Genomic DNA, 26,188 nt, shown 5'->3' with positions numbered 1-26,188 from the left:
AACTCCAAGATCAAAATCTTGGAGTTTTATTTATTTTAGTTAATTTGCTTTACCTACAGTTAATTCTGAGCGTTGAGCAAACTCTACATATAGGTTTGAACCATTTACTGACATACCTTCAATTTCACGACGAGTATTAAATTGATAATGACTCTTAGCCTTACCATTTTCAGCTACTTTGAAAATATTATCATTAAAGCCAATATAAAAATTACCATTACCATATGCAAAACCTTGAACTGGTGAACCATTTGAAACAAAATTTCCATCAGTAGCACCGACTTCTTCTGCATTCCATTCATCACCATTTCTCGTTAATTTCCAGTATTCATAGTAGCCATTTCCACCATTATGAAATAAAGCATACATAGTATTATCACCTACAAATGTAGCATTATGAATATAACGATTATCTGCAATCCTAAATGTCCAAATTTTATTAATCTTCATATCGCTCTTTCTGATTTGTAAAATTTCTTCAGATTGAGGACCATTTGAATACTTATTATTAGCCATTACATAAATGTAATTCTTACTTGAACCTAAAGATTGACCATGTCCCAATTTAATATATGGGCTCACTTTAATATTTTGAGCATAAGATTTAAAGGTGCTCCAATTCATACTGGTTAGATTTTGTGCTGCAATCGCACTTTTAACATGATTCAAATTATAAGAAACTAAATGACCATGATCATCATTACTATTTGAATACATTGAAGAGACAAAAATATTATTATTTACAGTAATACCTTCAGGAATTACTCCCACTTGTCCCATTACATCAGCTGCTTGATTATATCCTAAACTAACAAAACGAGGTTGGAATAAACGTGTCTTTAAAGTTAAGCCATTAGTTCCTTTAATAGTGTTAGTACGCGTTTCTGATGCATAGTGGTGGGCAGCGTTCCAATTACTTGAGGATCCTTTAGAACTTCCCTTCCAAGCGCTTACAGCTTTAAAACCTTTTTGTGGAGTCAAAGTAGCTGAATTATCCCCTTCTTCTTTGTTATCTCTAACGGTAACATTCACCCAAGCCTTGGCTTTTTTATAAGTATAACTAACTTTAGTAACACCAGCCTTGGTTGAACTAATAGATTTATAATTTACGCTGACCTTACTTGGATCAACAGCTGTTCCTTGACTATCAGTGACATAGTTAATAGCATCTTTAGGATTAAAATTGTAGTCTGCATTATTTACTAATGATACATCATTAGCTACAGAAATCTTATTTCTTGCAAAGAAATTTTGATTTACCCAACCAATATGACGTCCGTCAACATAAATATCCCAGTAAGTTCCTTTTTTTGTTGAAACATAATTTTTAGACTGAATTTGTCCATACTTAAAATATTTAGTTGAAGTAAATTTACCAGACGGGCCTTTACTTGATACAGTACGATAAATTGAATAGTCCTTGCTCCCAGCAATCTTAGTAACTGCCTTTGAGTAAGTTTTAGCATCTACATGATTAGCATTTGCTTCAGTAAAAATAGCTCCACTCGCAAATAATGCGCTTGCAGCTAAAGTAACTTTGAGTGATTTTTTCATTTTTCCTCCCAAAAAACCTATCTTTTTTCTTTTATTAGGTAAATTGGACGTTTTTTAACCTGTAAAAAAATCTTCCCAACATATCGTCCGATAATACCCAAACATAATAATTGTACTCCTCCAATTAATAAAATAATAGATACTATTGAAGCCCAACCAAAAACAGACGAATATGGATAAATAAAATGACGTACAATCACTGTGACTAATCCAATAATAGCGATGATAAATGAAATTAGCCCCAACCATACAGCTAAATTCAAAGGTGCTTCCGAAAAGTCAGAAATTCCATCAAAGGCATACTTAAATAATTGCCATGTATTCCAGTCACTTTCACCAGCAACTCGCTCACGATTATGATACTCAAGATATTTTGTTTTAAATCCGACCCAACTAAAAATTCCTTTAGAGAATCGATTATATTCTTGTAAAGATAAAACTGCATCGACCATTTGACGAGTCATCATTCGATAATCTCGTGCACCTGGAACAATCTGTGTTTTAGATATTTTATTGATAAATTTATAAAAATTATCACTCAAAAACGACTTAAACTTTGCTTCACCAGTACGATCCACACGTCTCGTACCTACACAATCATATTCTCCTGTTTGTAATATTTTATACATCTCTGGTAAAAACTCTGGTGGATCTTGTAAGTCAACATCCATTACAACCACATAATCACCATCAACAGCTTCTAAGCCTGCGTATAATGCAGCTTCTTTCCCAAAATTTCTAGAAAATGATAAATAGTGAACATGTTCTGGATTCTTTTTATATAGAGTGCGTAATTCTTCTAATGTTTTATCTGTCGAACCATCATTAATAAAGCAGTACTCAACAAACACTTCCTTCATTTGTTGAAGTACTACTTTTTGGACAGCATCATAAAACAATGGTATTGACTCTTCCTCATTATAACAAGGGACAACAATTGATAATTTTTTCATAATATTACTTCTTATTCTTAACTTTAAAAACTAATTTTCGAACCCAGTAAATAATTAGTATTAGCCAACTTATTATAGTCAACCCAAATAATACTTTAAAATTTACTGGCCACTTAAAACTTAAAATTGCGACATTATTACCGACTTTTTGATTAACAGTTGGAGCGCAAATTATACTATACTTAACTGGTTTTGTTATTTTTCCATTTAAAACAAGCTGAGACTCTTTGTACATAACAATCGGCAGCCGTAAATTTTTACTATCTTTTGCCTTCCAACTAATTTGTAAACTACCATTTGATAAAACTTTTTTATTAAATTGTTCATTCTTATCAATAATTTGTTTCTCAAAAGCATAATTAACCTTACTATAATCTACGTGAGCTTTAGAAACTGGTAAATAATCAGGATTTACTTTAATAATTAAATTAAACAAATTTCCTTTATACGCTCTTTTTCTTATTGCCTTTTTTAAGGAATAAAAATCATTTGAATTACGGTAAAAGGTATTATCAGTTGTAAACGTACGCATGTAATGATAACCCACATTAGAAGGTTTCATTCCTTGGATATGATATGTTTTTCCAATCCCTTTAATATATTGATAATAGTTTTTACGTTCTTCATCACTAATTGCTGTATAGTATTTTTTATTAGTAATTTTATAAATAGGCATATAATTATTACTTGAAATTTCAAACAACCTAGTATAAGCAGATGTTAAGTTTTGAGCTAATACCAATCCTAAAACAATTACACCTGCATAAAAAGCAACTTTGTTAGTTTGAAGCGTAACTTTTCTTAAAGATATTCCTACTCCCAACAATAAAAGACAATATGCAACTACGGTAAAACGATAAGGAAACTGTAAATAGTTACGTAAGAATGGTAATTGGCCCTGTATCATAGACCATGGTAAAAAATCACTGCTAATTAATAAAAAACATGCCCCTACCAATGTAACAATATCATTAAGTATAGATTTTTTTAAAGTAAATAACACATAAATAATCTGAGCTATAAATACTATCACTACTAACATTAACACAGAATCACGAATAGTTTCTATATTACTTACACTAATAGCATTAGAAGCTAAATTGTGCTGCCTAATGGGCGCAATTTTATTAGTTGATGAAATAGTTAAAAGTGCTCCCCAAACATTAGCAGTAAGACATAGACAACCAGCAATAGCTTTGAGCAAATCAAAAATCATTTGCTTCTTAAATTTAGTTCTAATGAATCCTACAATTGCAAAAGGAACTAAAGCAAGAACAATAATTACAGTTGTTAGCACATGCGTTTGAGCAATTATAGCCATAATTAACATTAACTTGATCCAACGGATCGGCTTTTTAGGATCTTGAACCATATTAACTGCTTCAATAAAAGCAAATGGTGCCAACGCTGCACCCCATCCAGCAAAGTTACTATGATCTAGCCATCCCTGAATAGGACTGATATTAATATAAATGGCAGCTAAAAAGACACTCCAAATTTGTGAAATATTAACCTTTTTAGCTAACCTATACATCCCAATTCCACCCAATAGGGAAATGATAAAGTAGGTAGTGATTTGAAAACTATACCAAGTTCCTGTTATTAAAACCAATAATCCCATAAAATAAGCAAATAAAGGACCATAGAATGCATTAATAATCCGTCCACTTTGGCTAAAACTATAGTTCATTTGAAAATAATTAAATGAATGATTTCTTATCTGCTGACTAATATCATAGAAGCGGTCATAATGAAACCAGGTATCTATACTCATTACAAATCCATGATGTCCCAATTGACCTTGAATCATCACATATGTCATTAATAAAAGAACTAAATAAGGCCAAAATTTAATAAAAAATTTTTCAAACTGTGACTTAAATTTATTTTTTATAATCTTCATTAGTACTATTTTTTAAAAGTAATAACTTTATTCACCACAAATTGAATTAATGTAGCTATCAGCGTAGCTACAACTTTAACAATAATCTGATTTTGATGTAATTGATTAACAAAAATAAATAAGCAGACAGTTGTAAACAATGTAGTAATCTGTCCAATTAGGTAGTACTCTATAAATCTTTTTAATAAATGATCATGAACTTTAAAATTCGCATAACTATTCCAAAAAAAGTTATTAATTAACCCACAGGTGGAAGAAATAAAATTAGCTAATTCTGCATTCCAATGTAAAAAAACACTTAAAAATGTGAATATGCCAAAATCAACTACCAACCCCAAAATACCAATCAATCCATACTTGATTAATTGAATAAAAGCTTCTTGTTTTACAAGCTGTCCCAAATTTCTTCTATTCATTATTACCTCATGCATCATAACTTGCTAACTTTTAATATATTAACAAATTTTCTAGTATTATTTTTTAATCACAAAAGGGAAAAGATATAGAAATCTTTTCCCTTTTAATTATATCTTATATATTTCTAAATTAATCAGTTAATGGACTGCTTTCTAATAATTCAGGTCTTTGTGCTAAGTTGACATATAAGCGGTTATTAGAAACAGAAATTCCCTCAATTTCACGTCCTGTATTAAAAGTATATGATGTCTTGTAGGTACCATCACGTCCTACTTTAACAATTAAATCATTAAACGCAATATAGAAGTTTTGATGTTTAGAATCATATGCAAAACCTTGTACTGGAGCATCTCCGCTTACAAAATTACCATCAGTAGCACCTATTTCGGTTGGATACCAATTAGATCCTGTACGCTTAAACATCCAATATTCGTATGTCTTGTTTTTAGTATTATGATACAAAGCATACATAGTATTATCATCTACAATAACTGCATTATGGAAATAGCGTGGATTACTACTATCTCCAACCCAAGCTTTAAAAGTCCAAATTTTATTAATCGTTAAATCACTTTTATTAATTTGAACCAAAGTTTCAGAATCAGCTGGATCATACCGACCGTGTTCATTTGCTACAACATAAATATACTTATCACTTGCTCCCATACCTTGACCGTGTCCAGTATAAATGTATGGGCTAACTTTCATATTTTTAACATAACTAGTAAAGCTCTTCGTAGTTAAATCAGCTAAACTTTGACTAGCATATGGATCTGTTAATTCATTTAAATTATATGCAACAATATGACCAGATGTTGAATTACTATGAGCAAGTAAACTTGTGTAAAGCCACCCATCACTCATCACCATACCTTCTGGAATATGACCGACTGCATTAATTTGTGGAGTATCAGTTTCCGGCTCTTGATTTAAGTAAAGGGGTTGATAGAATTTAGTATTAAAAGTTAAGCCGTTGGTGTTATAGATATGTACATCAGTTTCTGGCGCATAGGTAGTGTAATCTACATAGTTTTCTGAATGACCATAGTGCTTACTCCAACTAGTCAAGCTATTCGTACCAGGCATTATAGGCGCATTAGCTTCAGTAATTCCTTCTTTATTACTCTTTCTAATTTTGAAAGTCACAGTCGCCTTGGCTGTCTTGCCTACAGTATAAGTAACTTTCTTAGTACCTGAATTAGTTGTATCTACATTCTGAGTGGAGACATTTACATCCCAATTACCTACAACATCACCATATTCATCAGTCGCATAAGAAATTGCATTTCTAGTATAAAAACTAGTATCAGCATTTTTCACTAAACTAACAACTTTAGGAACTTCAATCTTATTGCGTGCAAAAAAGTTTTCATTTACCCAGCCAGTACGCACACCATCTACATAAAGCAACCAGTAACGATATTTAGTACCTTGGTATATTTCAGTTGACTCTAAGTGATTGTTAGCATAGTTAATTGCATTACCAATTTTTTTGCCTAACTTACCATTTTTATCAATGGATGCATAAATTTTATAATCTTTACTTCCAGCTCTCTTCACTACAGCTTTAAAAGTTATATGACGTTCAAAGTTTTTGTTAACTGTTGTAGAAGTACTTGTCTTAGACTTTGTAGTACTAGATTTTGAAGTAGTAGTCTTCGTGTTATTATTAGTAGTTTTTTTTGGGGCAGCCTGAACAGCCTTATTTTGTTGATCTAGCTTAGCTACCGCGGTTTGAACGGATTTTAAATTATTACTATAAATATCCTCTTCATCAACACTGGCTAAGTCACTATCTTCATCCTTATTGGCTGGATCAGTGTCAGTAACTACATTGCTACTAGATGATGAAGAAGATGAAGTGGTAGCTTCAGTCTTAGCAGTACTTGCAGAAGTAGCACTGTCAGTACTTTTCGCGCTAGTAGAAGTAGTAGTTTGATTATCTTTAGTTTGTTGATTAGCAGTATCATTTTCTTGTGATGAAGAAACTGCAGTACTAGAACTTTGAGTAGTATTAACAGTTTGATTTTGAGATGAAACTTCATCAGCCTTTACAGGATTGGAAATTAAAACAAATCCCAAAGCGGCAGCTGATACAAATGATACTAATACTTTAGCGTGTTGGTTTCTATTATTTTTCAAAATAACCCTTCTTCTAAATAATAAATAATATTTTCACTGTGTGTTTGATAACATCTATGTATTATTCTAACTGATTAAAAAATTTTTTAAAGTCTTTTGAGCTTCTTTGTTTGACAGTTTTATTAATACGTGTTTTAATTAGCACTGTGCATTATAGAGTGCTAATTTTTATAAGGAGGTAAGATTAATGCTCGTACCTACAGTTATTGAACAAACTGCACGTGGTGAACGTGCATACGACATTTATTCTCGACTATTAAAAGACCGTATTATTATGCTTAGTGGTGAAATTAATGACCAAATGGCTAATAGTATTATTGCTCAACTTTTATTTTTAGATGCTCAAGATAATACTAAAGACATTTCCTTGTACATCAATTCACCTGGTGGTGTTATTACCTCTGGTTTAGCAATTATGGATACTATGAACTTCATTAAATCTGATGTTTCTACTATTGCGATTGGTATGGCAGCATCTATGGCTTCTATTCTTTTAACTAGTGGTACCAAGGGTAAGCGTTTTGCTCTTCCTAACTCCACTGTGTTGATTCACCAACCTTTGGGTGGTGCACAAGGTCAACAAACTGAAATTGAAATTGCTGCTAAAGAAATTTTAAAGAGTCGTAAGAAATTAAATAATATCTTACACGAAACTACTGGTCAATCTCTTGAAAAGATTCAAAAAGATACTGAGCGTGATAACTACCTAACTGCTCAAGAAGCCAAAGATTATGGTCTAATTGATGAAATCTTAGTTAACAAGCAAAAATAATTTTATAAAAAAAGAGGTGTTGTGATATCAACACCTCTTTTTTTATGCATTATTTCTAATCTTTTCAGCAAACTCATGTATCTTATGAAATCGATGATTTACTCCTGATTTAGACAATGGACCATCAGGAACTTTGGCCGCTACTTCTTTTAAAGATAGTTCTGGATTTTCTAATCGAAAACGTGCCAAAACCGAAAGCTTTTCTGGTAAGTCATCTAATCCTACATTTGACTTAATCAACTGAATATCTTCAACCTGCTTTGCAGCTGCATTCGCAGTCTTTCTAAGATTTGCTGTATCACAATTTACTAAGCGGTTAACTGAATTACGCATATCACGCATAATTCGCAAGTCTTCAAAAGAAAGCATAGCATTAACAGCTCCTACAATATGTAAAAAGTCACCAATTTTTTCAGCTTCTTTTAAATAAACAATATATCCATTACGCCGCTTGGTTTTTTTAGCATTTAAATAAAAATATTTATTCATTAACTCAGCTAATTCATCATTATGATTTTGATAAAGTGAATAAATTTCTAGGTGATAACGGCTAGTTTCAGGATTATTCACACTACCAGCTGCTAGAAAAGCTCCACGTAAATATGACATAGCTCTTTGACGAGAATTCATAATTTTTTCTGGAATGCCTGTTATAAATCCTTTTTCCTTATTAAATACATTTAAGTCTTCTAAAATTTCATAAATATCTTTTTGAAGTCGCACTAAATACTGATAGTTCTTCTTCAATTTCATCTTTTTAGAAACAATTAGTAATGGTTCAATATTATAAGCTGTTTTAATTAGAGAAAAAATTCGCCGCGCAATTGCTGGATTTTCAGTTGTAATATCCAAACTAAACTGTTTATTATGTAAACTTAAAACACCATTCATACGTAAAAAAGCAGCCAACTCTGCCTTAGCATGCTCTGGATGCACTGGCAAACTAGTTAGCTCCTTTTTTACCTCACTTGCATAAGACCCCATTTAATCCTCCTGCTGACGACGAGCATAAGCTTCAAAGGCAATGTTTAAAATTTCCTTAGCTACTTTTTTACCATCATGGAAAACTAAACCGCTGCGTTGGTCAATGAAATCATCAGTAATTACGCGACAATCTTGCTCTTTTAAGCCTTTAAAATCACTTCTTACCGGAACAAGATATTCATCATAATCTTCAGGATGAAACTTATCCATGTCAATTTTAGCTCCATTAACCAAAGCTGTATCTACATAATGTCCGCCTAAATGATCATTAATAACTTTAACGTGATCTGCCGCAGAAAAATTATCTGTTTCACCACGTTGAGTCATAATATTACAAATATAGATAACTTCAGCCTTAGTTTTGCGAACAGCTTCTCCTAAGTTAGAAATCATCAAATTAGGTAAAATAGAAGTAAATAAACTACCTGGTCCCAAAACAACTGCATCAGCCTGCATAATTGCAGCTAAAACAGGCATAACTGCTTGAGGTTCTTCATTTGAATCACTATCAGTTACCCAAACTCGTTTGATCCGCTTGTTTTTTGAAGTAATCTCCGTTTCACCAGATTCTACCGTTCCATCTATAAATTCCGCATTTAAAGTTAAAGGTTCATTGGATGCAGGAAAAATATGCCCATCAACTTTCATCATTTTTGATAATGATTGGACTGCATCAAATATATTTCCCTTCATTTCATCTAAAGCCGCAATTATTAAATTACCGATTGCGTGTCCAGCAAAAAACGAATCCTTTGAATCAAAGCGATACTGGAAGATATCTTTTTCTTGTTTAGGGATATCTGAAAGAGAAACCAAAACATTTCGGATATCTCCTGGTGGAACGACATTTATATAATCTCTAATTACACCAGATGATCCACCATCATCTGCAACAGTTACAATAGCAGTAATGTCCGCATTTTGCTCTTTTAATGCACTTAAAATAACTGGCAGCCCTGTTCCTCCACCAATCACTGCGATTTTAGGGCGGCGGCCTTTAATTACGCGCACAATACGGTTTTCTCCGTAGGCCATAACCTCTTCCTCTCTACTTACGAATATAGCGACTAATTTCACGGTGAGAAATATCTATCGGATACTTCTTTGCTAAATCAACCGCTAATTGTCGTGCAATGGATACACTACGATGCTGTCCACCAGTACAACCAATTGCAATTGTTAATTTTTCTTTACCTTCTTTAATATAACCAGGAATAGCTACTTCAAGCATATCTAAAAATTTAGAATAAAATACTTTAGTCTCTTCTTTACTCATTACATACTCAAAAACCTTACGGTCTAATCCCGTAAATGGTTTTAATTGAGGTATATAAAATGGATTAGGTAAAAACCGAACATCCATGACGATATCCGCATCAATCGGAATACCATATTTAAAACCAAAACTCATAACTTCAATTGAAAATTGAGTAGTATGATTATCACTAAATTTATCTACTAATTTTGCTTTTAACTCTTTTGTAGAAAGATTCGAAGTATCAATAATTATATTAGATACATTCTTAACACTACCAAGAATTGCCCTTTCCTGCTGAATACCATCTAATAATCTTCCCTTATTTGCTAAAGGAGGAAGACGTCTAGTCTCTTTATAGCGAGATACTAGAGCATCATCAGATGCATCAAGAAAGACAACAGTTGACTGAACATTTTGACTATCTTCAAGTGAATTTATTTCATCCACTAAATCTTTATAAAAACTCTTAACTCTTAAATCTATTACTACAGCAGCTTTAGTAAAGTCATCAGAATTATTAATCAATTCCCAAAAGCTTCCAAGTAATTCCGGAGGTAAGTTATCTACTACGAGATACCCCATATCTTCTAGCGATTTAATGGCAACTGTTTTGCCAGCACCACTCATACCAGTTACTATTAAAAGTTGTTTTTTTTGATCAGCCATTTGTACTGCCTCCTTAATCTACATCATTATAACATACCGGGTGTTCCATTTTGAGAGCAAAAAAATAGCAACCTTTTGTAAGGTTGCTATTTTTAAATATTAACGGTGCATAAATGCTACAAAGATTTCATTGAAACCAAATACCATTAACCAAAATGCTACAAGGTAAACTAAAGTAATTGCAGCCAATACAGGGTTAAACATCAACGCAATGGCAATTAATAAACTGATAATATTCAAAATTAAACTTAAAATAAAGTAACCAGTTGAATAATCACGTAAGTGCCATGAGAAGATAATTCCTACTACAGAATCAACAAAGAACCAAACAGCAAATAAAATTGCAATGGTAATACCACCAATTTCATGTGAAAGTAAGAAAAGTATACCAACAATAATATCTAAAATACCAGAAACTAAAGTTACCCAACTACGTGCAAAGAATTCACGGAACTTAGAGTACATATAAATCCAAATGATACCTTGCATAATAGATAAGATACCAAAAATAAATACAAATGCTGTTAATCCTTTTCCTGGATATCTTAATAAAATAAATGAAGCGATTACTAATAAGACGCCACCTAAAAGTGCGCCCCAATCAAATCCATGTGGACGATCGGAATTTGAAAAATTATTCATATTGTATCCTCCCTTAGTCCTATTTTACATGTAACTAAAAGAGATTCAAAGATATTTCTTTACAAAAACTTAAAGAACTATTGTTTTTCTTTAGAAAGTTGTTGATGCGTTATTTTAGTATCACGTTCTAAAACAGGCTTTAGATATTTTCCAGTATAACTTTTTTCAACTTTGGTAACCTCCTCAGGGGTACCAGTAGCAACTACTTGTCCTCCACCTTCACCACCTTCAGGGCCTAGGTCAATTAACCAATCAGCGCTCTTAATTACATCTAGATTATGCTCAATAATCAATACAGTATTGCCTTCATCGACTAAACGCTGTAAAACTTCCAAAAGACGTTTAATATCGTCAGTATGAAGACCAGTAGTTGGCTCATCAAGAATATAGAAATTATTACCCGTAGAAATTTTCTGTAATTCAGCAGCTAATTTCATTCTCTGAGCTTCTCCACCAGAAAGTGTAGTTGCTGATTGACCTAATTTTACATAGCCTAGACCTACATCAACAATTGTTTGTAACTTGCGGTGAATTTTAGGAATATTTTCAAAAAATTGGCAAGCATCATTAATTGTCATATCTAGAACTTGCGCAATATTTTTACCACGATAAGTAACTTCTAGAGTTTCTGAATTATACCGCTTACCATGGCATACTTCACATGGCACATAAACATCTGGTAAAAAATTCATCTCAATTTTAATAATTCCATCGCCATGACAAGCTTCACACCGACCACCTTTAACATTAAAGGAAAAACGTGCTTTAGTATAACCCCGCATTTTTGCTTCATTTGTTTGAGCAAATAAAGTTCTTATATCATCAAACACACTAGTATAAGTAGCTGGATTACTCCGAGGGGTTCTGCCGATTGGACTTTGATCAATATCAATTACTTTATCAATATTTTTATAACCAACAATTGATTTATATTTACCAGGTTTAGCTGAATTATGGTTTAATTTCTGTGCTAAAGCACGCTTTAAAATCATATTAACTAAAGTAGACTTACCAGAACCAGAAACACCTGATACAACTACAAATTTTCCTAATGGAAAATCAACATTGATATCCTTTAAATTATTTTCACTCGCTCCTTTAATAGTAATCTTTTTACCATTACCTTTACGTCTAGTTAAAGGAACAGGAATTAATTTTTTACCAGCTAGATATTGACCAGTTAATGACTTAGGATTTTTCATTACTTCGTCTGGTGTCCCTGCAGCCATTACTTCTCCACCATAACTTCCGGCACCTGGTCCCATATCAATTAAATAATCTGCCTGACGCATCGTTTCATCATCATGTTCAACAACAATCAAAGAATTACCTAAGTCTCGCATTCTCTTTAAAGAAGAAATTAATCGATCATTATCTCTTTGATGAAGACCAATTGAAGGTTCATCCAAAATATACATGACACCAGAAAGATTTGAACCAATTTGAGTAGCTAAACGAATGCGCTGCGCTTCACCACCAGATAAAGTTCCAGCAGAACGAGAAAGACTTAGATAATCAAGCCCGACATTGATTAAAAAGGTTAATCTATCACGTACTTCTTTCAAGATTGGCTTAGCAATTATAGATTTTTGTTCATTCAACTTAATTGAATTAAAGAAATCAAGTGATTTACCAATTGCTAAATCTGAAGCTTCTGCAATATCTTTTCCATTAACTTTAACAGACAAAGCTTTTTCATTAAGACGTTTGCCGTGGCAAGTGGTACACATTAATTCAGTCATGTACTTGCCCATTGCATCCCTCATAAATTTAGACATTGGATGATGATAACGGCGATCAATATTATTAATAACCCCCTCAAATTCTTGAACAGTGTCATTAACTCCAAAATCTCCTTCTAAATGGAACTTTATTTTCTTTCCCTTCGATCCATATAGAATTATCTCCTGTTGACGTTTAGTAAGTTTTTTAAATGGTTTATCCATTGGAATCTTTAATGCCTCACACGCTTGCTGAAGCATTGCTGAATAATACTTTGAATTATTCCAAGGCACAAGTGCCCCCTCTGCAAGACTTTTATCTCGATCCGGAATAACTAAGTCTACATCTACTGCTAATTTCATCCCTAAACCATCACAATCAGGGCAAGCACCAAACGGCGCATTAAATGAAAATAAACGCGGTTCCATTTCTCCTACTGTAAAGCCACAAATTGGACACGCATAGTACTCAGAAAAATTTAGTTCTTCCCCACCAATGACATCTACATTCATATAACCTTCAGATAACCGTAGAGCAGCTTCAATAGAATCAAATAAACGACTCTTGATGCTATCTTTAACCACTAATCGGTCAACTACAATATCAATGGAATGACGTTTATTTTTATCAAGATTAAAGTCATCTGTAACATCGTGCATCTCACCATCTACAATTACACGAACATAACCTGCTCTTTGGATTCGTTTAAATACTTCCTTATGTTCACCACGTTTTTGACGAATAATTGGTGAAAGAATTTGAATCTTAGTTCTCTCTGGAAGAGACATAATTCGCTCCCCCATTTGATCAACACTTTGTCTCTCAATTACAGTCCCGTCATTAGGACAAATAGGTTGCCCAACACGCGCCCAAAGTAAACGTAAATAATCATTAATTTCTGTTACAGTTCCCACTGTCGAACGTGGATTATGAGAAGTAGTCTTTTGGTCAATAGAAATTGCTGGGTTAAGACCATCAATAGAATCAACATCAGCTTTATCCATCTGACCTAAAAATTGTCTTGCATAACTGGATAAAGATTCTACATATCTTCTACGTCCTTCAGCATATAAAGTATCAAAAGCTAACGAACTCTTTCCGGACCCCGATAATCCTGTAACAACAACCAACTGATCTTTAGGAATTGTTAAATCAATATCTTTTAAATTATGTTCACGTGCACCGTGAATAATAATTTTATTGCTTGCCATATTTTCCTCCCTAAGCATGGATTTGCTTTTGTAAATCCATGATTGCATCCCTCAAACTAGCGGCTTCTTCAAAATCTAACTTTTTGGCTGCCTCTTGCATTTGAGATGTTAAATTCTTAATCATATTCTTCTTTTGCTTAATGGTTAGTTCATCAAAATTAAGATCTGCAAAACTCTCATTCTCTTCGGTCTCATTACTTTCCTTAGTAACAGAAATTACATCTCTAATCGGCTTTATAATTGTCTTTGGAGTGACACCGTGTTCTTTATTGAAGTCCATTTGTAAATGACGTCGACGCTCAGTAGCATCAATTGCTTCACGCATTGAATCTGTAATTCGATCAGCATACATAATTACTTCACCATGAGAATTTCTAGCAGCTCGTCCAATTGTTTGAACTAAAGGTCTAGTTGAACGTAAAAAACCTTCTTTATCCGCATCTAAAATTGCTACTAACGAAACTTCAGGAACATCGATACCTTCACGCAAAAGATTAATACCAATTAAAACATCAAATTTACCTAAACGTAAATCACGGATAATCTGCATTCTTTCTAATGTTTTAATATCAGAATGTAAATAACGAACTTTGATTCCTAAATCTTTTAGGTAATCAGTTAAATCTTCTGCCATCTTTTTAGTCAAGGTGGTGACAAATACACGTTCATCTCGCTCAATACGAGCATTAATCTCTCCTACTAAATCATCAATTTGACCATCAATTGGTCTAACATCAATTTTAGGATCAAGCAAACCAGTAGGACGAATAATTTGCTCTACCTTATTATCAGTACGATTTAATTCATAATCTCCAGGCGTTGCGGAAACATACATAATTTGATTAACATGTTTTTCAAATTCATCAATTTTTAGAGGACGATTATCCAAAGCTGATGGTAACCTAAATCCATAATCAATGAGAGTTTCTTTACGTTTACGATCACCATTATACATTGCTTTAAGTTCTGGCATTGTAGCATGGGATTCATCAATTAAAATCAAAAAATCATCCGGAAAGAAATCTAATAAAGTATATGGTGGCTGGCCTGGCTTTCTACCATCCATATGACGCGAATAATTTTCAATCCCATTTGTATAACCAACTTCGCTCATCATTTCAATATCGTAATTAGTTCTTTGTTTGATACGTTGAGCTTCAAGTAATTTTCCTTTCCCTTCAAATTCTTTAACTTGAATATTAAGCTCATCTTTAATTGAACCTAGTGCTTTTTGAAGTTGTTCTTCATTAGTCATAAAGTGGGTTGCCGGAAAAAGAGATACTTGTTCTCGTTCACCAATTACTTCTCCAGTAAGAGAATCTACTTCTACAATCCTATCTATTTCATCCCCAAAGAATTCTACTCGATATGCATGATCCGAATTTCCTGCCGGAAAGATTTCAACAATATCTCCTCTTACCCTAAAACGTCCACGTTGAAAGTCGATATCATTACGATCATATTGAATATTTACTAAATCCCGTAATAAAACATCGCGCCCATATTCTTGTCCTTCTCTCAAAGAAATTACACTTTTAGCATATTCCTTCGGATCACCTAATCCAAAAATACAAGAAACTGATGCCACCACAATTACATCGTTTCTTTCCATTAAAGCAGAGGTTGCTGCATGACGAAGTTGATCAATTTCGTCATTAATAGAGGCATCCTTTTCAATATAGGTATCAGAGCTAGGGACATATGCTTCAGGTTGATAATAATCATAATATGAAACAAAATACTCCACAGCATTTTTAGGAAAAAATTGTTTAAATTCCCCATACAGCTGTCCTACTAAAGTTTTATTATGAGAAATAACTAAAGTTGGCTTATTTAACTTAGCAATAACATTAGCCATTGTAAAAGTTTTACCTGTACCAGTAGCACCCTCTAAAATTTGTTCTTTATCACCATTTTTAAAGCCGGCAGTTAACTTATCAATCGCTTGTTGTTGATCCCCTGCTGGCTTAAAGTCAGAAACTAATTCAAATTTTCGATCTTTTTGTCTTCTAATCATATTCTCACTCTTATCTTTAGCATTTTTCTCCGGCAAAAAAAGTTGGACAAAATGCCCAACTTTTATTTAACATATAAATTCTACTACAGCCTTAAAAATTTCTCACGAATATTGCTCTACTTCAACAATTTGGCTAATGCATCTTGATACTCTTCAGCAGATTTTTCAGCAGTTTCAATATCCGGTTTATTAACTCCTACATATGCCTTAATAACAGGTTCAGTACCTGAAGGACGTAAAGCTACCCAAGTTTCATCTGCTAATAAATACTTCAAAACATTCGATTTTGGAAAACCAGTTAATGGTTTCTTTTCGCCATCTTTAATAAATTCTTGAGTTTCAAAATCTTGAATTTCAATGACTTTTTCATCGTTGATTTCAGTTAGGTGGTCATTACGTAACTTAGTCATTAATTCCGCCATTTTCTTTTGACCACCAATACCTGGCATTTCAATTGCTCGTGTAATTTCATAAGAAACACCATATTTTTGCCAAATTTCCTTTAATCCATCAAAGACTGTCATATTCTTTGAAGCATAATAAGCTGCAACTTCAGCAAACATAATAGCTCCTTGCATGGCATCCTTATCACGGGCAAATGGCTTGAAAAGATAACCGTAACTTTCTTCAAAGCCCATCAAGAATTTACCATCATTCTCCTTATTCATACGGTCAACTTCTTCACCGATATACTTAAAACCAGTCAATACATGTTTAGTTTTAATACCAAAATCCTTAGCAATCTTAAATGGTAAAGCACTAGAAACAACTGAAGTTACAATTTCGTAATCTGGCGTTAACTTACCAGAATCCTTTAGGTTTTGAAGTAAATAATAAGCCATTAAAGTGGCAATTTGATTACCAGTTAAAACTTGAAAATCACCATTTTCAGTTCTAACTGCAGCTCCCATTCGGTCTGCATCAGGATCCGTAGCAACAATTAAATCAGCGTTTTCTTTATTAGCTAATTCAATACCGGGAATAAACACATCACGATACTCAGGATTGGGTTTGATAGTAGTAGGAAATTCTGGATCAATAATCGATTGACTAGGAACCGGAATAACATTAGTAAACCCACCTTGACGAAAGGCACGATCGTATAGCATTTTACCAGTACCATGCAAAGGAGTATAGATAATCTTTAACTTATCAGCATTCTGTTTGACCATCTCTCGGTTAACAGTTACCTTAGAAAGTTCTGATAAATAAGCTTCATCAACATCTTCACCAATTAATTGTAAAGTATTAGTGGCACGTAACTTTTCTACAGGAGCAACTGGAACACTAAAAATATTATTTACTTTCTGAGCAAAAGCAAATAAACGATCGGCATTCTCTGGTGCCATTTGAGCACCATCTTCTCCATAAATCTTATAACCATTATATTGTTTAGCATTGTGAGAAGCAGTAATGTTAATACCAGCATAAGTATGTAAATGTCTTACAGCATAAGAAAGTTCTGGAGTAGGTCTTAAATCATCAAATAAGTAAACATGAATTCCATGAGCACCTAAAATTCGAGCCGCATGTTTAGCAAAATCACGTGAATGATATCTAGAATCATATGAAATAACTACACCACGGTCTTTAGCTTCCTGGCCCTCTTCTTCAATCAAACGAGCTAAACCCTCGGTTACTCGTCCAATAGTAAATAAATTAATTCTATTAGTACCTGGTTCAAGCTTACCTCTCATCCCAGCAGTACCAAAATTAATATCTTGACCAAAAGCATCTTCAATCCATTTAGGATTTTCTCCTAAAGTATCTAATTGTTCTTGTAAATAATCAGGTAAATTTTTAGCATTTTTCCATTGTTCAAAAATTTCTTCTGCGTTCATAAAAACCTCTGTAAATTCTTTCTTTAGCTTCCTAAATTACACTTAAAATATATCTTACTGTTCTTAACAAAAATCTTTACTGTATTTCCGTTAAATACTTTACTTTTTGATTATACCAAATATCTTCCCACTGTTATCTAAGTTGTCTTGTGCTTATTATAACTCATATTCAGTAATTATTTATATCTTCAAAGAAAAAACGTTTACCGAAAATTATTCGATAAACGTCTAAGATATCTCATTAATCATTTAAACTTTGGATGTAGTTAAATGCTTCTTGACCTGCAATACTACCTTCGCCTACAGCTGTAGCAATTTGACGTAAGTCTTTTTGACGAACATCCCCTAAAGCTAAAATTCCAGGAATTTTAGTCTTCATATGATCATCAGTAATGATCCAGCCATATTCATCAGTAATTCCTAAATCTTTAAATACTTCGGTCTGTGGTTGAACCCCCACGTAAATAAACACACCAGCCACAGATAAAATTTTTTCTTCACCCGTTACTTTATTTTTATACTTAACACCAGTTATTTTATTTCCATTACCAATTATTTCTTCAGTTTGCGCATCCCAGATAAAATCAATTTTATTATTTGCAAAGGCACGCTTTTGAAGAAGAGGTTGAGCACGTAATTCATCGCGACGATGAATGATAGTTACCTTTTTAGCAGTTTGTGCTAAGTAAATCCCCTCTTCCACCGCAGAGTCTCCTCCACCAATGACGGCAATGTTTTCATCTTTAAAAAATGCTGCATCACATACAGCACAATATGAAACACCTCTACCTTGATACTCTTCTTCGCCTGGTACTCCTAAATGTTTATGCTCTGCACCAGTAGCAATTAAAACAACGGATGCAACATATTCATCATTATCAGTAACCACAATTCTGTCTTTACCATCAAGTCTAATTTCTTTAACTTCACCATATGCAAATTTTGGTCCAAATTTCATGGTTCCTTGATACATTTTTTCACTTAATTCAGGCCCAGTAACATCTGGTAAACCAGGATAATTATCAATTGCACCTGTATTATTCATTTGACCACCATAAATGCCACGATCTAGCATCAAAACAGACAAGTTAGCTCTTGCAGCATATAAAGCAGCCGTCATCCCACCAGGACCAGCACCAATTATAATCACATCGTATCTTTCCGCCATAGTCAATTCCTCATCTTATTTTTATCAGTTATATTAATTCTACAATGTATTTATTTTTGCTACAAACTGTTTGTTTAGCAAAAAAAGATGTAAGTTTAAACTCACATCTTTTAATAATTTATAAACTAATTTCAGGTTTAGGTTCACGACCCATCATTTGTTTGATTTCTTCATCAACATCTACATTTTCGTACATTACACGATAAACAGCTTCACTAATTGGCATATCAATGTTCTTTTCTTGCGCTAATTCATGAACAGCTTTAACAGTAGTTGCTCCTTCGACAGTTTGTCCCATATTGTCGATAATATAATCTAAACTCTTTCCTTCACCTAATTGCTTACCTGCACGCCAATTCCGTGAGTTGACTGATGTACAAGTAACAATTAAATCACCAATTCCAGCTAAACCACTAAAGGTCATTGGTTCTGCACCAAAGTAATTGACACCTAAACGAGTAATTTCTGCTAAACCTCTTGTCATTAAAGCAGCCTTAGCATCGTCACCATATTTTTTACCTGCTAAAATACCAGCCGCAATGGCAATAACATTCTTAACTGCACCTCCGACTTCAACACCAGCCACATCAGAGTTAGTGTACAAACGTAGATAACTATTTGAAAAAAGCTTTTGTACCTTTTTGGCATTTTCTTCATCAGTTGATGCACAAGCAATTGCAGTTAAATCTTTTTGAGCAACATTTTCTGCATGACTTGGTCCAGAAATTGCTACAATCTTATCTTGATCTTCAGGATAAATTTCTTCAGCCAAAATTTCAGTAGTTAATTTCTTAGTACCGGGTTCAATACCTTTAGTAGCAGTGATTAATAAAGGCTTAATACCGGTTTTATCTAAAACCTTACGAACATTTTTAGAAACAATTCTAAAGGCCTTAGTTGGTAAAACAAATAAGACTACATCTACTCCTTCAAGAGCCTCTTCTAAATTCCCTGTTGCTGGAACGTTAGGATTGACTTTCCAATCCTTGATATAGTGAGAATTAGTATGGTACTTGTTAATTTCTTCATTAACACTTTCGATGTTTCCATAGAGAACTACATCATTACCATTATCGGCTAATAATGATCCTAATACTGACCCCCATGAGCCATTACCTAAAACTGCAATTTTTGTCATTTTTCTACTCAAACTTTCTATTAGAATAAAATTCTATCAATTTCTATTATACGGGTATTTTAGTCCACTACCAGCTAAATACCACTTTGGTTTTACAACTTTTCGTCGGTAAATCCATAAAACAATTGCACCAATAAACAAAATCAAGCTTAAAGCTTGTGATACGCGAATTGTATTAGCAATATATAGACTATCTGTTCTCATTCCTTCAACAAAAAACCTAACTGCAGAATACCAAATTACGTAAGACAAAAAAACTTCACCTTGTTTAAATAAATGTTTTTTATGTCGTAAAGATAAAATCAATATCAAACCAATTAAATTTCCCAATGATTCATAAAGATAAGTTGGTTGATAATACGCACCATTAATATACATCTGTTGAATTATAAAATTCGGTAAATGTAAACTTTGTAAAAAAGCTAGTGTTGTCTTTGCGCCGTGAGCTTCTTGATTCATAAAATTACCCCAACGTGCAATAACTTGAGCAGCCATCACTCCTGGGGCAATGATATCAAGCATTAGAAAAGGCGGTAACATACGTCTATGACAAAATACTAACAATACAGCTAAACCTGCTAATAATCCACCATAAATAGCTATTCCACCATTCCAAATTGCTATTATTTGATCGGGATGCTGAGAAAAATACCCCCATTCAAATATAACATAATAAATTCTAGCACCAATAAACCCAATTGGAACAGCCCAAAGTAAGAAATCAATAAAATCGTCTGGCATAATCTGACGTTTTTTTCCTTCTTCAATAGCCATTAAAGTCGCAACTAACACGCCCGTTGCCATTAAAATACCATACCATCTAACAGACAAGCCTCCAATTTTAAAAGCAATTGGACTCAATGATAGATACATTAGTTCTTCTCCTCCTTATCAGAGGATAATTTTGAATTATCAGAAATTAATTCAGTTAAGTTATGTTCAAACTTTTTACTAGCATCATAACCCATCTTCTTAGCTCTGAAGTTCATCGCTGCTACTTCAATAATAATAGCTAAGTTACGCCCCACTTTCACGGGAACAGTAATTTGAGGAACCTCTACTTCAAAAATTTGACGAGTATCTTCTTCAAATCCTAACCGATCATAATTGGCATCTGGATTCCAATTTTGTAATTTAATAATTAATTGAATCTCTGAGCTATCTTTTACTGCACCAGCCCCAAATAAATTCATTACATCAATAATACCAATACCACGAATTTCCATTAGATGCTTCAAAATTTTAGGTGCTTCACCAATAACTGTTGATTCATCTTGTTGATAGACATCTACACGATCATCTGCAATTAATCGGTGACCACGTTTAATCAAGTCTAACGCTGTTTCCGACTTTCCTACACCAGAACTACCAATAAGCAGTACGCCCATACCATAAATTTCTACCAATACTCCATGAATACTCTTTCTTGGAGCTAATTTCTCATCTAAATATTGCATCAACACACTCGAAAGATGTGTTGTTGCCATGTCACTGGTAAGGACAGGAATATGGGCTTTTTCAGCAGCTGCAATTAACTCTTTAGGAATTGGTAAACCTCTAGAAACAATAAAGCAGGGGGTTTCAGGAGTACACATTCTGGTAAAGACACGCTTTCTTAAATCATGATCAAGCCGTGCACTATAAGAAATTTCTGTTCTCCCAAATAACTGAATTCTTTCTTTAGGATAAAAATCAAAATATCCCGTTAATTCTACTCCTGGTCGTGAAATATCAGAAACAGAGATAGAGCGTTTATCTAGAAATTCTTCACCTTCTACTACTCTTAAGGAAGGAATATCTTTGACTAATTGACTAACTTTAACTGCATCAACCATTGTCTTTTCCTCTTTTATCTTCTTTTTTATCTACATCTTTAACTGTAACATTCTTGGCTCTCTTACGCTTCATCTGACTTTCAGAGTTATTAGGAGGATTATTATTCGATTTTGGATAACTACTTCTCCCACTCGTATTTGGAGTATTAAATTTATAAATAAGCCATATAATCAATGCAACAACAATTGCGGTAGGTAACAGTGCAATAAAAAATTTAAATATTGCAAATAGTATACTCAAAATTACCAAAGCAATGATCACTAAAACTAAAATAGTTCCTAAATCCATTTCTATACCTCATATTAATCAGGATTTTTTTGACTCAATAACCATTGTAAGTAGGCATAGATAAAGTCATCTAACTTACCATCTATTACACCATTTACATCGCTAGTCTCATGGCTCGTACGATGATCCTTTACCATATTATAGGGATGAAAAACATATGATCTGATTTGTGAACCAAATCCTATTTCCTTTTGATTTCCCTTCAAAGCTTCTGTTTGCTTACGCTTCTTTTCCTCCTCTAACTGAAAAAGCTTAGCACGCAACATATTCATGGCAGTTTCTCTATTTTGAATTTGAGATCTCTGGGCTTGTGAAGATGTAACTATTCCAGTCGGTAAATGAGTAATTCGAACTGCACTAGATGTTTTATTAATGTGCTGGCCACCTGCACCACTAGAACGAAAAACATCAATACGCAAATCATCAGGATTAATATCAACATTAATACTTTGATCAATTTCTGGAATAACTTCTACAGATGCAAATGAGGTATGTCGCCGTTTAGCTGAATCAAATGGTGATATTCTAACTAATCGATGAACACCATTTTCTGATTTTAAAAGACCAAAAGCATTTTTTCCTTGAATACGAATACTTACACTCTTTACTCCAGCTTCATCACCGGGTTCATAGTCTTCAATCTCAAATTTAAAACCGCGACTATCACTATAACGTTGATACATTCTTAAAAGCATATCGGCCCAATCCATAGCTTCAGTACCACCGGCGCCCGGATGAATTTCCATTAAGGCATTATGATCATCATATTTCTCAGACAAGAGCAATGATAATTCATAATTATTAAAACTTTCACTCAACTCAGTGATTTGTTGATCAAGCTCTCTTTGTAAATCTAAATCAAAATCCTCTCTTAACAGCTCTAAAGCAGTTTGAGTATCATCAAAATCATTTACAAGTTTTTTAAAGTTTTCACTTTTTTCTTTAAGTATATTTGTTTGACTAATTAAATTTTGAGCATCATTTTGATTATCCCAAAATCCAGGTTCAGCCATTTTTTGCTCGTTGATAGCAATTGCTTCATTCAATGAATCAAAGTCAAAGAGACCTCCTAAAGTGAGCTAATTTCACTTCTAATTCATCAAGTTTATTTTGAATTTCACTAATTTCCATTTTTACCTCATCATGAACAAAAAAAGGAAGGCTTATGCCTCCCTTTTTAATTAACGACTAAGATTTTGTCTAATTTGAGCTTTCATAAACAAACGGGTGGCATCATATTCGATGTTGCTTACCATTTCCTCAAACATACGGTACCCTGCTTCTTGATATTCAACAAGTGGATTCAATTGTCCGTAACCACGAAGACTGATAGATTGACGCAATTGATCCATTGCATCAATATGATCAGTCCAACGATCATCCACTACTCGCAAAATAACTACTTTTTCAAATTCAAGCATTTCGGCAGGATCTGCAAGCTGCTTTTTCTTTTCATCAAAGTTTGCTTGGGCAATTTCATGAAGTTTTTTCTTCAAATCATCAGCCGTTAGATTTTTCAAATCAATTTTTTTAGCAGTCTCTTCATCAGTTAAGCAAGAAGTAATAAAATCACGCAATTGATCATTACGCCAGTCTTTCTTTTCTCCTTGAGTATACATATCAACTTGGTGATCAATAGTACGTTGAATCATTGGCTTAAGTACATAATCTAATGAATGATCCTCGGAGATAACCTGCATTCTTTCACCATAGATAATCTCACGTTGTGTACGCATAACATCATCATATTGTAAAGTTTGCTTACGAGTATCATAGTTGTTACCTTCAACACGCTTTTGAGCAGATTCAACTTGCTTAGTAATCATCTTACTTTCAATAACTTTATCATCATCATTATCAGAAACACGATCCAAAAAGGCCTTTACTCTTTCTGAACCAAAACGTTTCATCAAATCATCTTCAAGCGAGAGATAGAAACGAGTTACACCAGGGTCTCCTTGTCTACCAGAACGACCACGTAGCTGGTTATCAATACGACGGGATTCATGACGTTCCGTACCAATAACTGCCAAACCACCTAATTCTTTTACACCAGGTCCAAGCTTAATATCTGTACCACGACCGGCCATATTAGTAGCAATTGTTACTGCGCCACGTTGACCAGCATTCATAACAATTTCAGCTTCCTTAGCATGGTTTTTAGCATTCAAGACAGCATGTGGAATCCCAGCTTTATCAAGCATATGACTTAATCTTTCAGAACTTTCAATCGCTACAGTACCTACTAAAACGGGTTGTCCTTTTGCATGACGTTGTTTAATATCTTCAACGACAGCTTCAAATTTAGAATCTAAAGATGGATAAAGCAAATCAGCTTTATCTACTCTAGCTTTAGGACGATTAGTAGGTATCGTGATAACTTGCATGTTATAAATTTCACGAAACTCTTCTTCTTCTGTCTTTGCAGTACCTGTCATCCCAGAAAGCTTTTTATACATTCTAAAGAAATTCTGGTAAGTAATCGTAGCCTGTGTCTTAGATTCTTCTTGAATCTTAACACCTTCTTTAGCTTCGATAGCCTGATGTAAACCATCAGAGTAACGTCTACCATCCATTACACGTCCCGTAAAGGAATCAACAATCATAACTTCACCATCTTGAACAACATAGTCAATGTCTTTCAACATAATGTAGTTAGCACGTAAAGATTGATCAATATGGTGGACTAGTACCTGATTATCAATATCATATAAGTTCTTTAAACCAAAATGTTTACATGCCTTTTGAATACCTTGATTAGTTAAGCTAATTGTCTTAGTTGGCCAGTCGATCTTGTAATCACCATGATCTTCATTATCATCCACATCATCATCACTTTTATCTTCAACTAAAGTTTTTACAAAGCGATCCGCACGAATGTACTCACTATTAGCTTGTTGAGCTTGACCAGAAATAATTAAAGGAGTTCTTGCTTCATCAATTAAGATTGAGTCAACCTCATCAATAATTGCATAGTTCAATGGTCTTTGTACCATTTGATCTTTATATACAACCATATTATCTCTCAAATAGTCAAAACCAAGCTCTGAGTTAGTGGAATAAGTAACATCACAGTTATAGGCTTCGCGTTTTTCATCAGCTGATAGTGAATTCAAATTCAATCCCACAGTCAAACCTAACCACTTATATAACTGGCCCATTTCACTTTCATCACGACTAGAAAGATACTCGTTAACAGTAATAACATGAACACCATCACCAGTTAAGGCATTTAAATATACAGGCATTGTAGCTGTCAACGTTTTACCTTCACCAGTCATCATTTCAGCAATGTTACCAAAGTGAAGCGCAATACCACCAATAATTTGTACTCGATAAGGATATAAACCTAAAACACGCTTTGCTCCTTCACGAGCAGTAGCAAACGCTTCAGGTAAAAGATCATCCAAATTTTCATTATTGGCTAGGCGTTTCCGGAATTCCGGTGTTTTTGCCTTAAGCTCTTCATCACTTAACTTACTATACTCATCAGATAAAGCTTCTACTTTATCTGCTAATTTTTCAAATTGTTTTAATTCACGTTTATCGTTATCATAAAGTTTTTTCAGAATATTTGCCATTAAATAATCGGTCCTTAAGTTTAAATTTTGTGCACAAATCTAAAGATACTAAGTAATTTTACCATTATTTTGCAAAAATTAGAAATTACTTGAAT

Annotated in this window: 20 protein-coding genes; 1 reads left to right on the top strand and 19 read right to left on the bottom strand. The window is 33.5% G+C overall.

The annotated features are described in order from the left end of the window. Positions 1 to 39 precede the first annotated feature (39 nt). From HDR40_RS07400 to HDR40_RS07380, 5 genes are all read right to left on the bottom strand, one after another. On the bottom strand, positions 40 to 1,554 hold the full coding sequence (locus tag HDR40_RS07400; protein ID WP_290627949.1) for a bacterial Ig-like domain-containing protein: 1,515 nt from the start codon (positions 1,552 to 1,554) through the stop codon (positions 40 to 42). 17 nt (positions 1,555 to 1,571) lie between these two features. Further along, positions 1,572 to 2,507 (bottom strand): glycosyltransferase family 2 protein, encoded by a 936-nt coding sequence (locus HDR40_RS07395; protein WP_290627948.1) that lies wholly within the window; start codon positions 2,505 to 2,507, stop codon positions 1,572 to 1,574. A 4-nt stretch (positions 2,508 to 2,511) separates the two neighbouring features. Continuing rightward, complete coding sequence (locus HDR40_RS07390; RefSeq protein ID WP_290627947.1) at positions 2,512 to 4,410, bottom strand: 6-pyruvoyl-tetrahydropterin synthase-related protein; 1,899 nt, start codon at positions 4,408 to 4,410, stop codon at positions 2,512 to 2,514. A 5-nt stretch (positions 4,411 to 4,415) separates the two neighbouring features. Next, positions 4,416 to 4,826: a GtrA family protein gene (locus HDR40_RS07385; protein ID WP_290627946.1), complete on the bottom strand. Its 411-nt coding sequence runs from the start codon at positions 4,824 to 4,826 to the stop codon at positions 4,416 to 4,418. Positions 4,827 to 4,956: 130 nt separating this feature from the next. Next, on the bottom strand, positions 4,957 to 6,969 hold the full coding sequence (locus HDR40_RS07380) for a hypothetical protein (RefSeq protein WP_290627945.1): 2,013 nt from the start codon (positions 6,967 to 6,969) through the stop codon (positions 4,957 to 4,959). A gap of 187 nt (positions 6,970 to 7,156) precedes the next feature. On the opposite strand from HDR40_RS07380, the gene clpP reads away from it, so the two are divergent. Beyond that, positions 7,157 to 7,741, top strand: a complete 585-nt coding sequence (gene clpP, locus HDR40_RS07375; protein WP_290627944.1) for an ATP-dependent Clp endopeptidase proteolytic subunit ClpP — start codon at positions 7,157 to 7,159, stop codon at positions 7,739 to 7,741. A gap of 42 nt (positions 7,742 to 7,783) precedes the next feature. On the opposite strand, the gene whiA is transcribed toward clpP, so the two are convergent. The 14 genes from whiA to secA all read right to left on the bottom strand — a co-directional run bounded on the left by whiA (position 7,784) and on the right by secA (position 26,093). After that, positions 7,784 to 8,725 carry a DNA-binding protein WhiA gene (gene whiA / locus HDR40_RS07370; protein ID WP_290627943.1) on the bottom strand — a complete coding sequence of 314 codons (942 nt, stop codon included), beginning with the start codon at positions 8,723 to 8,725 and terminating at the stop codon, positions 7,784 to 7,786. Further along, complete coding sequence (yvcK, locus tag HDR40_RS07365; protein WP_290627942.1) at positions 8,726 to 9,760, bottom strand: uridine diphosphate-N-acetylglucosamine-binding protein YvcK; 1,035 nt, start codon at positions 9,758 to 9,760, stop codon at positions 8,726 to 8,728. It lies immediately after the preceding gene. A gap of 13 nt (positions 9,761 to 9,773) precedes the next feature. Then, complete coding sequence (gene rapZ, locus HDR40_RS07360; protein ID WP_290627941.1) at positions 9,774 to 10,649, bottom strand: RNase adapter RapZ; 876 nt, start codon at positions 10,647 to 10,649, stop codon at positions 9,774 to 9,776. A 99-nt stretch (positions 10,650 to 10,748) separates the two neighbouring features. After that, positions 10,749 to 11,291: a DUF308 domain-containing protein gene (locus HDR40_RS07355; protein WP_290627940.1), complete on the bottom strand. Its 543-nt coding sequence runs from the start codon at positions 11,289 to 11,291 to the stop codon at positions 10,749 to 10,751. 77 nt (positions 11,292 to 11,368) lie between these two features. After that, positions 11,369 to 14,224, bottom strand: a complete 2,856-nt coding sequence (gene uvrA, locus HDR40_RS07350) for an excinuclease ABC subunit UvrA (protein ID WP_290627939.1) — start codon at positions 14,222 to 14,224, stop codon at positions 11,369 to 11,371. A gap of 10 nt (positions 14,225 to 14,234) precedes the next feature. After that, positions 14,235 to 16,241: an excinuclease ABC subunit UvrB gene (gene uvrB / locus HDR40_RS07345; protein ID WP_290627938.1), complete on the bottom strand. Its 2,007-nt coding sequence runs from the start codon at positions 16,239 to 16,241 to the stop codon at positions 14,235 to 14,237. A 116-nt stretch (positions 16,242 to 16,357) separates the two neighbouring features. Further along, positions 16,358 to 18,082: a phospho-sugar mutase gene (locus HDR40_RS07340; RefSeq protein WP_290627937.1), complete on the bottom strand. Its 1,725-nt coding sequence runs from the start codon at positions 18,080 to 18,082 to the stop codon at positions 16,358 to 16,360. 241 nt (positions 18,083 to 18,323) lie between these two features. After that, complete coding sequence (gene trxB, locus HDR40_RS07335) at positions 18,324 to 19,250, bottom strand: thioredoxin-disulfide reductase (RefSeq protein WP_290627936.1); 927 nt, start codon at positions 19,248 to 19,250, stop codon at positions 18,324 to 18,326. 118 nt (positions 19,251 to 19,368) lie between these two features. After that, positions 19,369 to 20,388 (bottom strand): NAD(P)H-dependent glycerol-3-phosphate dehydrogenase, encoded by a 1,020-nt coding sequence (locus HDR40_RS07330; protein WP_290627935.1) that lies wholly within the window; start codon positions 20,386 to 20,388, stop codon positions 19,369 to 19,371. A gap of 36 nt (positions 20,389 to 20,424) precedes the next feature. After that, positions 20,425 to 21,261, bottom strand: coding sequence for a prolipoprotein diacylglyceryl transferase (gene lgt / locus HDR40_RS07325; RefSeq protein ID WP_290627934.1), 837 nt, complete (start codon positions 21,259 to 21,261; stop codon positions 20,425 to 20,427). Beyond that, on the bottom strand, positions 21,261 to 22,223 hold the full coding sequence (gene hprK / locus HDR40_RS07320; protein WP_290627932.1) for an HPr(Ser) kinase/phosphatase: 963 nt from the start codon (positions 22,221 to 22,223) through the stop codon (positions 21,261 to 21,263). Before hprK ends, lgt begins: the two co-directional genes overlap by 1 nt. Next, complete coding sequence (locus HDR40_RS07315) at positions 22,216 to 22,512, bottom strand: hypothetical protein (protein WP_290627930.1); 297 nt, start codon at positions 22,510 to 22,512, stop codon at positions 22,216 to 22,218. The genes hprK and HDR40_RS07315 overlap by 8 nt, the downstream gene beginning before the upstream one ends. A 14-nt stretch (positions 22,513 to 22,526) precedes the next feature. Next, positions 22,527 to 23,643, bottom strand: a protein-coding gene (gene prfB, locus HDR40_RS07310) for a peptide chain release factor 2 (RefSeq protein ID WP_290627928.1) whose coding sequence is annotated in 2 segments (ribosomal slippage) — positions 22,527 to 23,570 and positions 23,572 to 23,643 — 1,116 coding nt in all. Because the reading frame shifts where the segments join, the coding sequence is not laid out codon by codon here. A 50-nt stretch (positions 23,644 to 23,693) separates the two neighbouring features. After that, positions 23,694 to 26,093, bottom strand: coding sequence for a preprotein translocase subunit SecA (gene secA, locus HDR40_RS07305; RefSeq protein ID WP_290627926.1), 2,400 nt, complete (start codon positions 26,091 to 26,093; stop codon positions 23,694 to 23,696). Between the last annotated feature and the right edge of the window lie 95 nt (positions 26,094 to 26,188).

It is taken from the genome of Lactobacillus sp. (genome assembly GCF_014803895.1).
The sequence above is the reverse complement of the archived record's forward strand: the minus strand, read 5'-3'. Positions and strand labels throughout refer to the sequence as shown.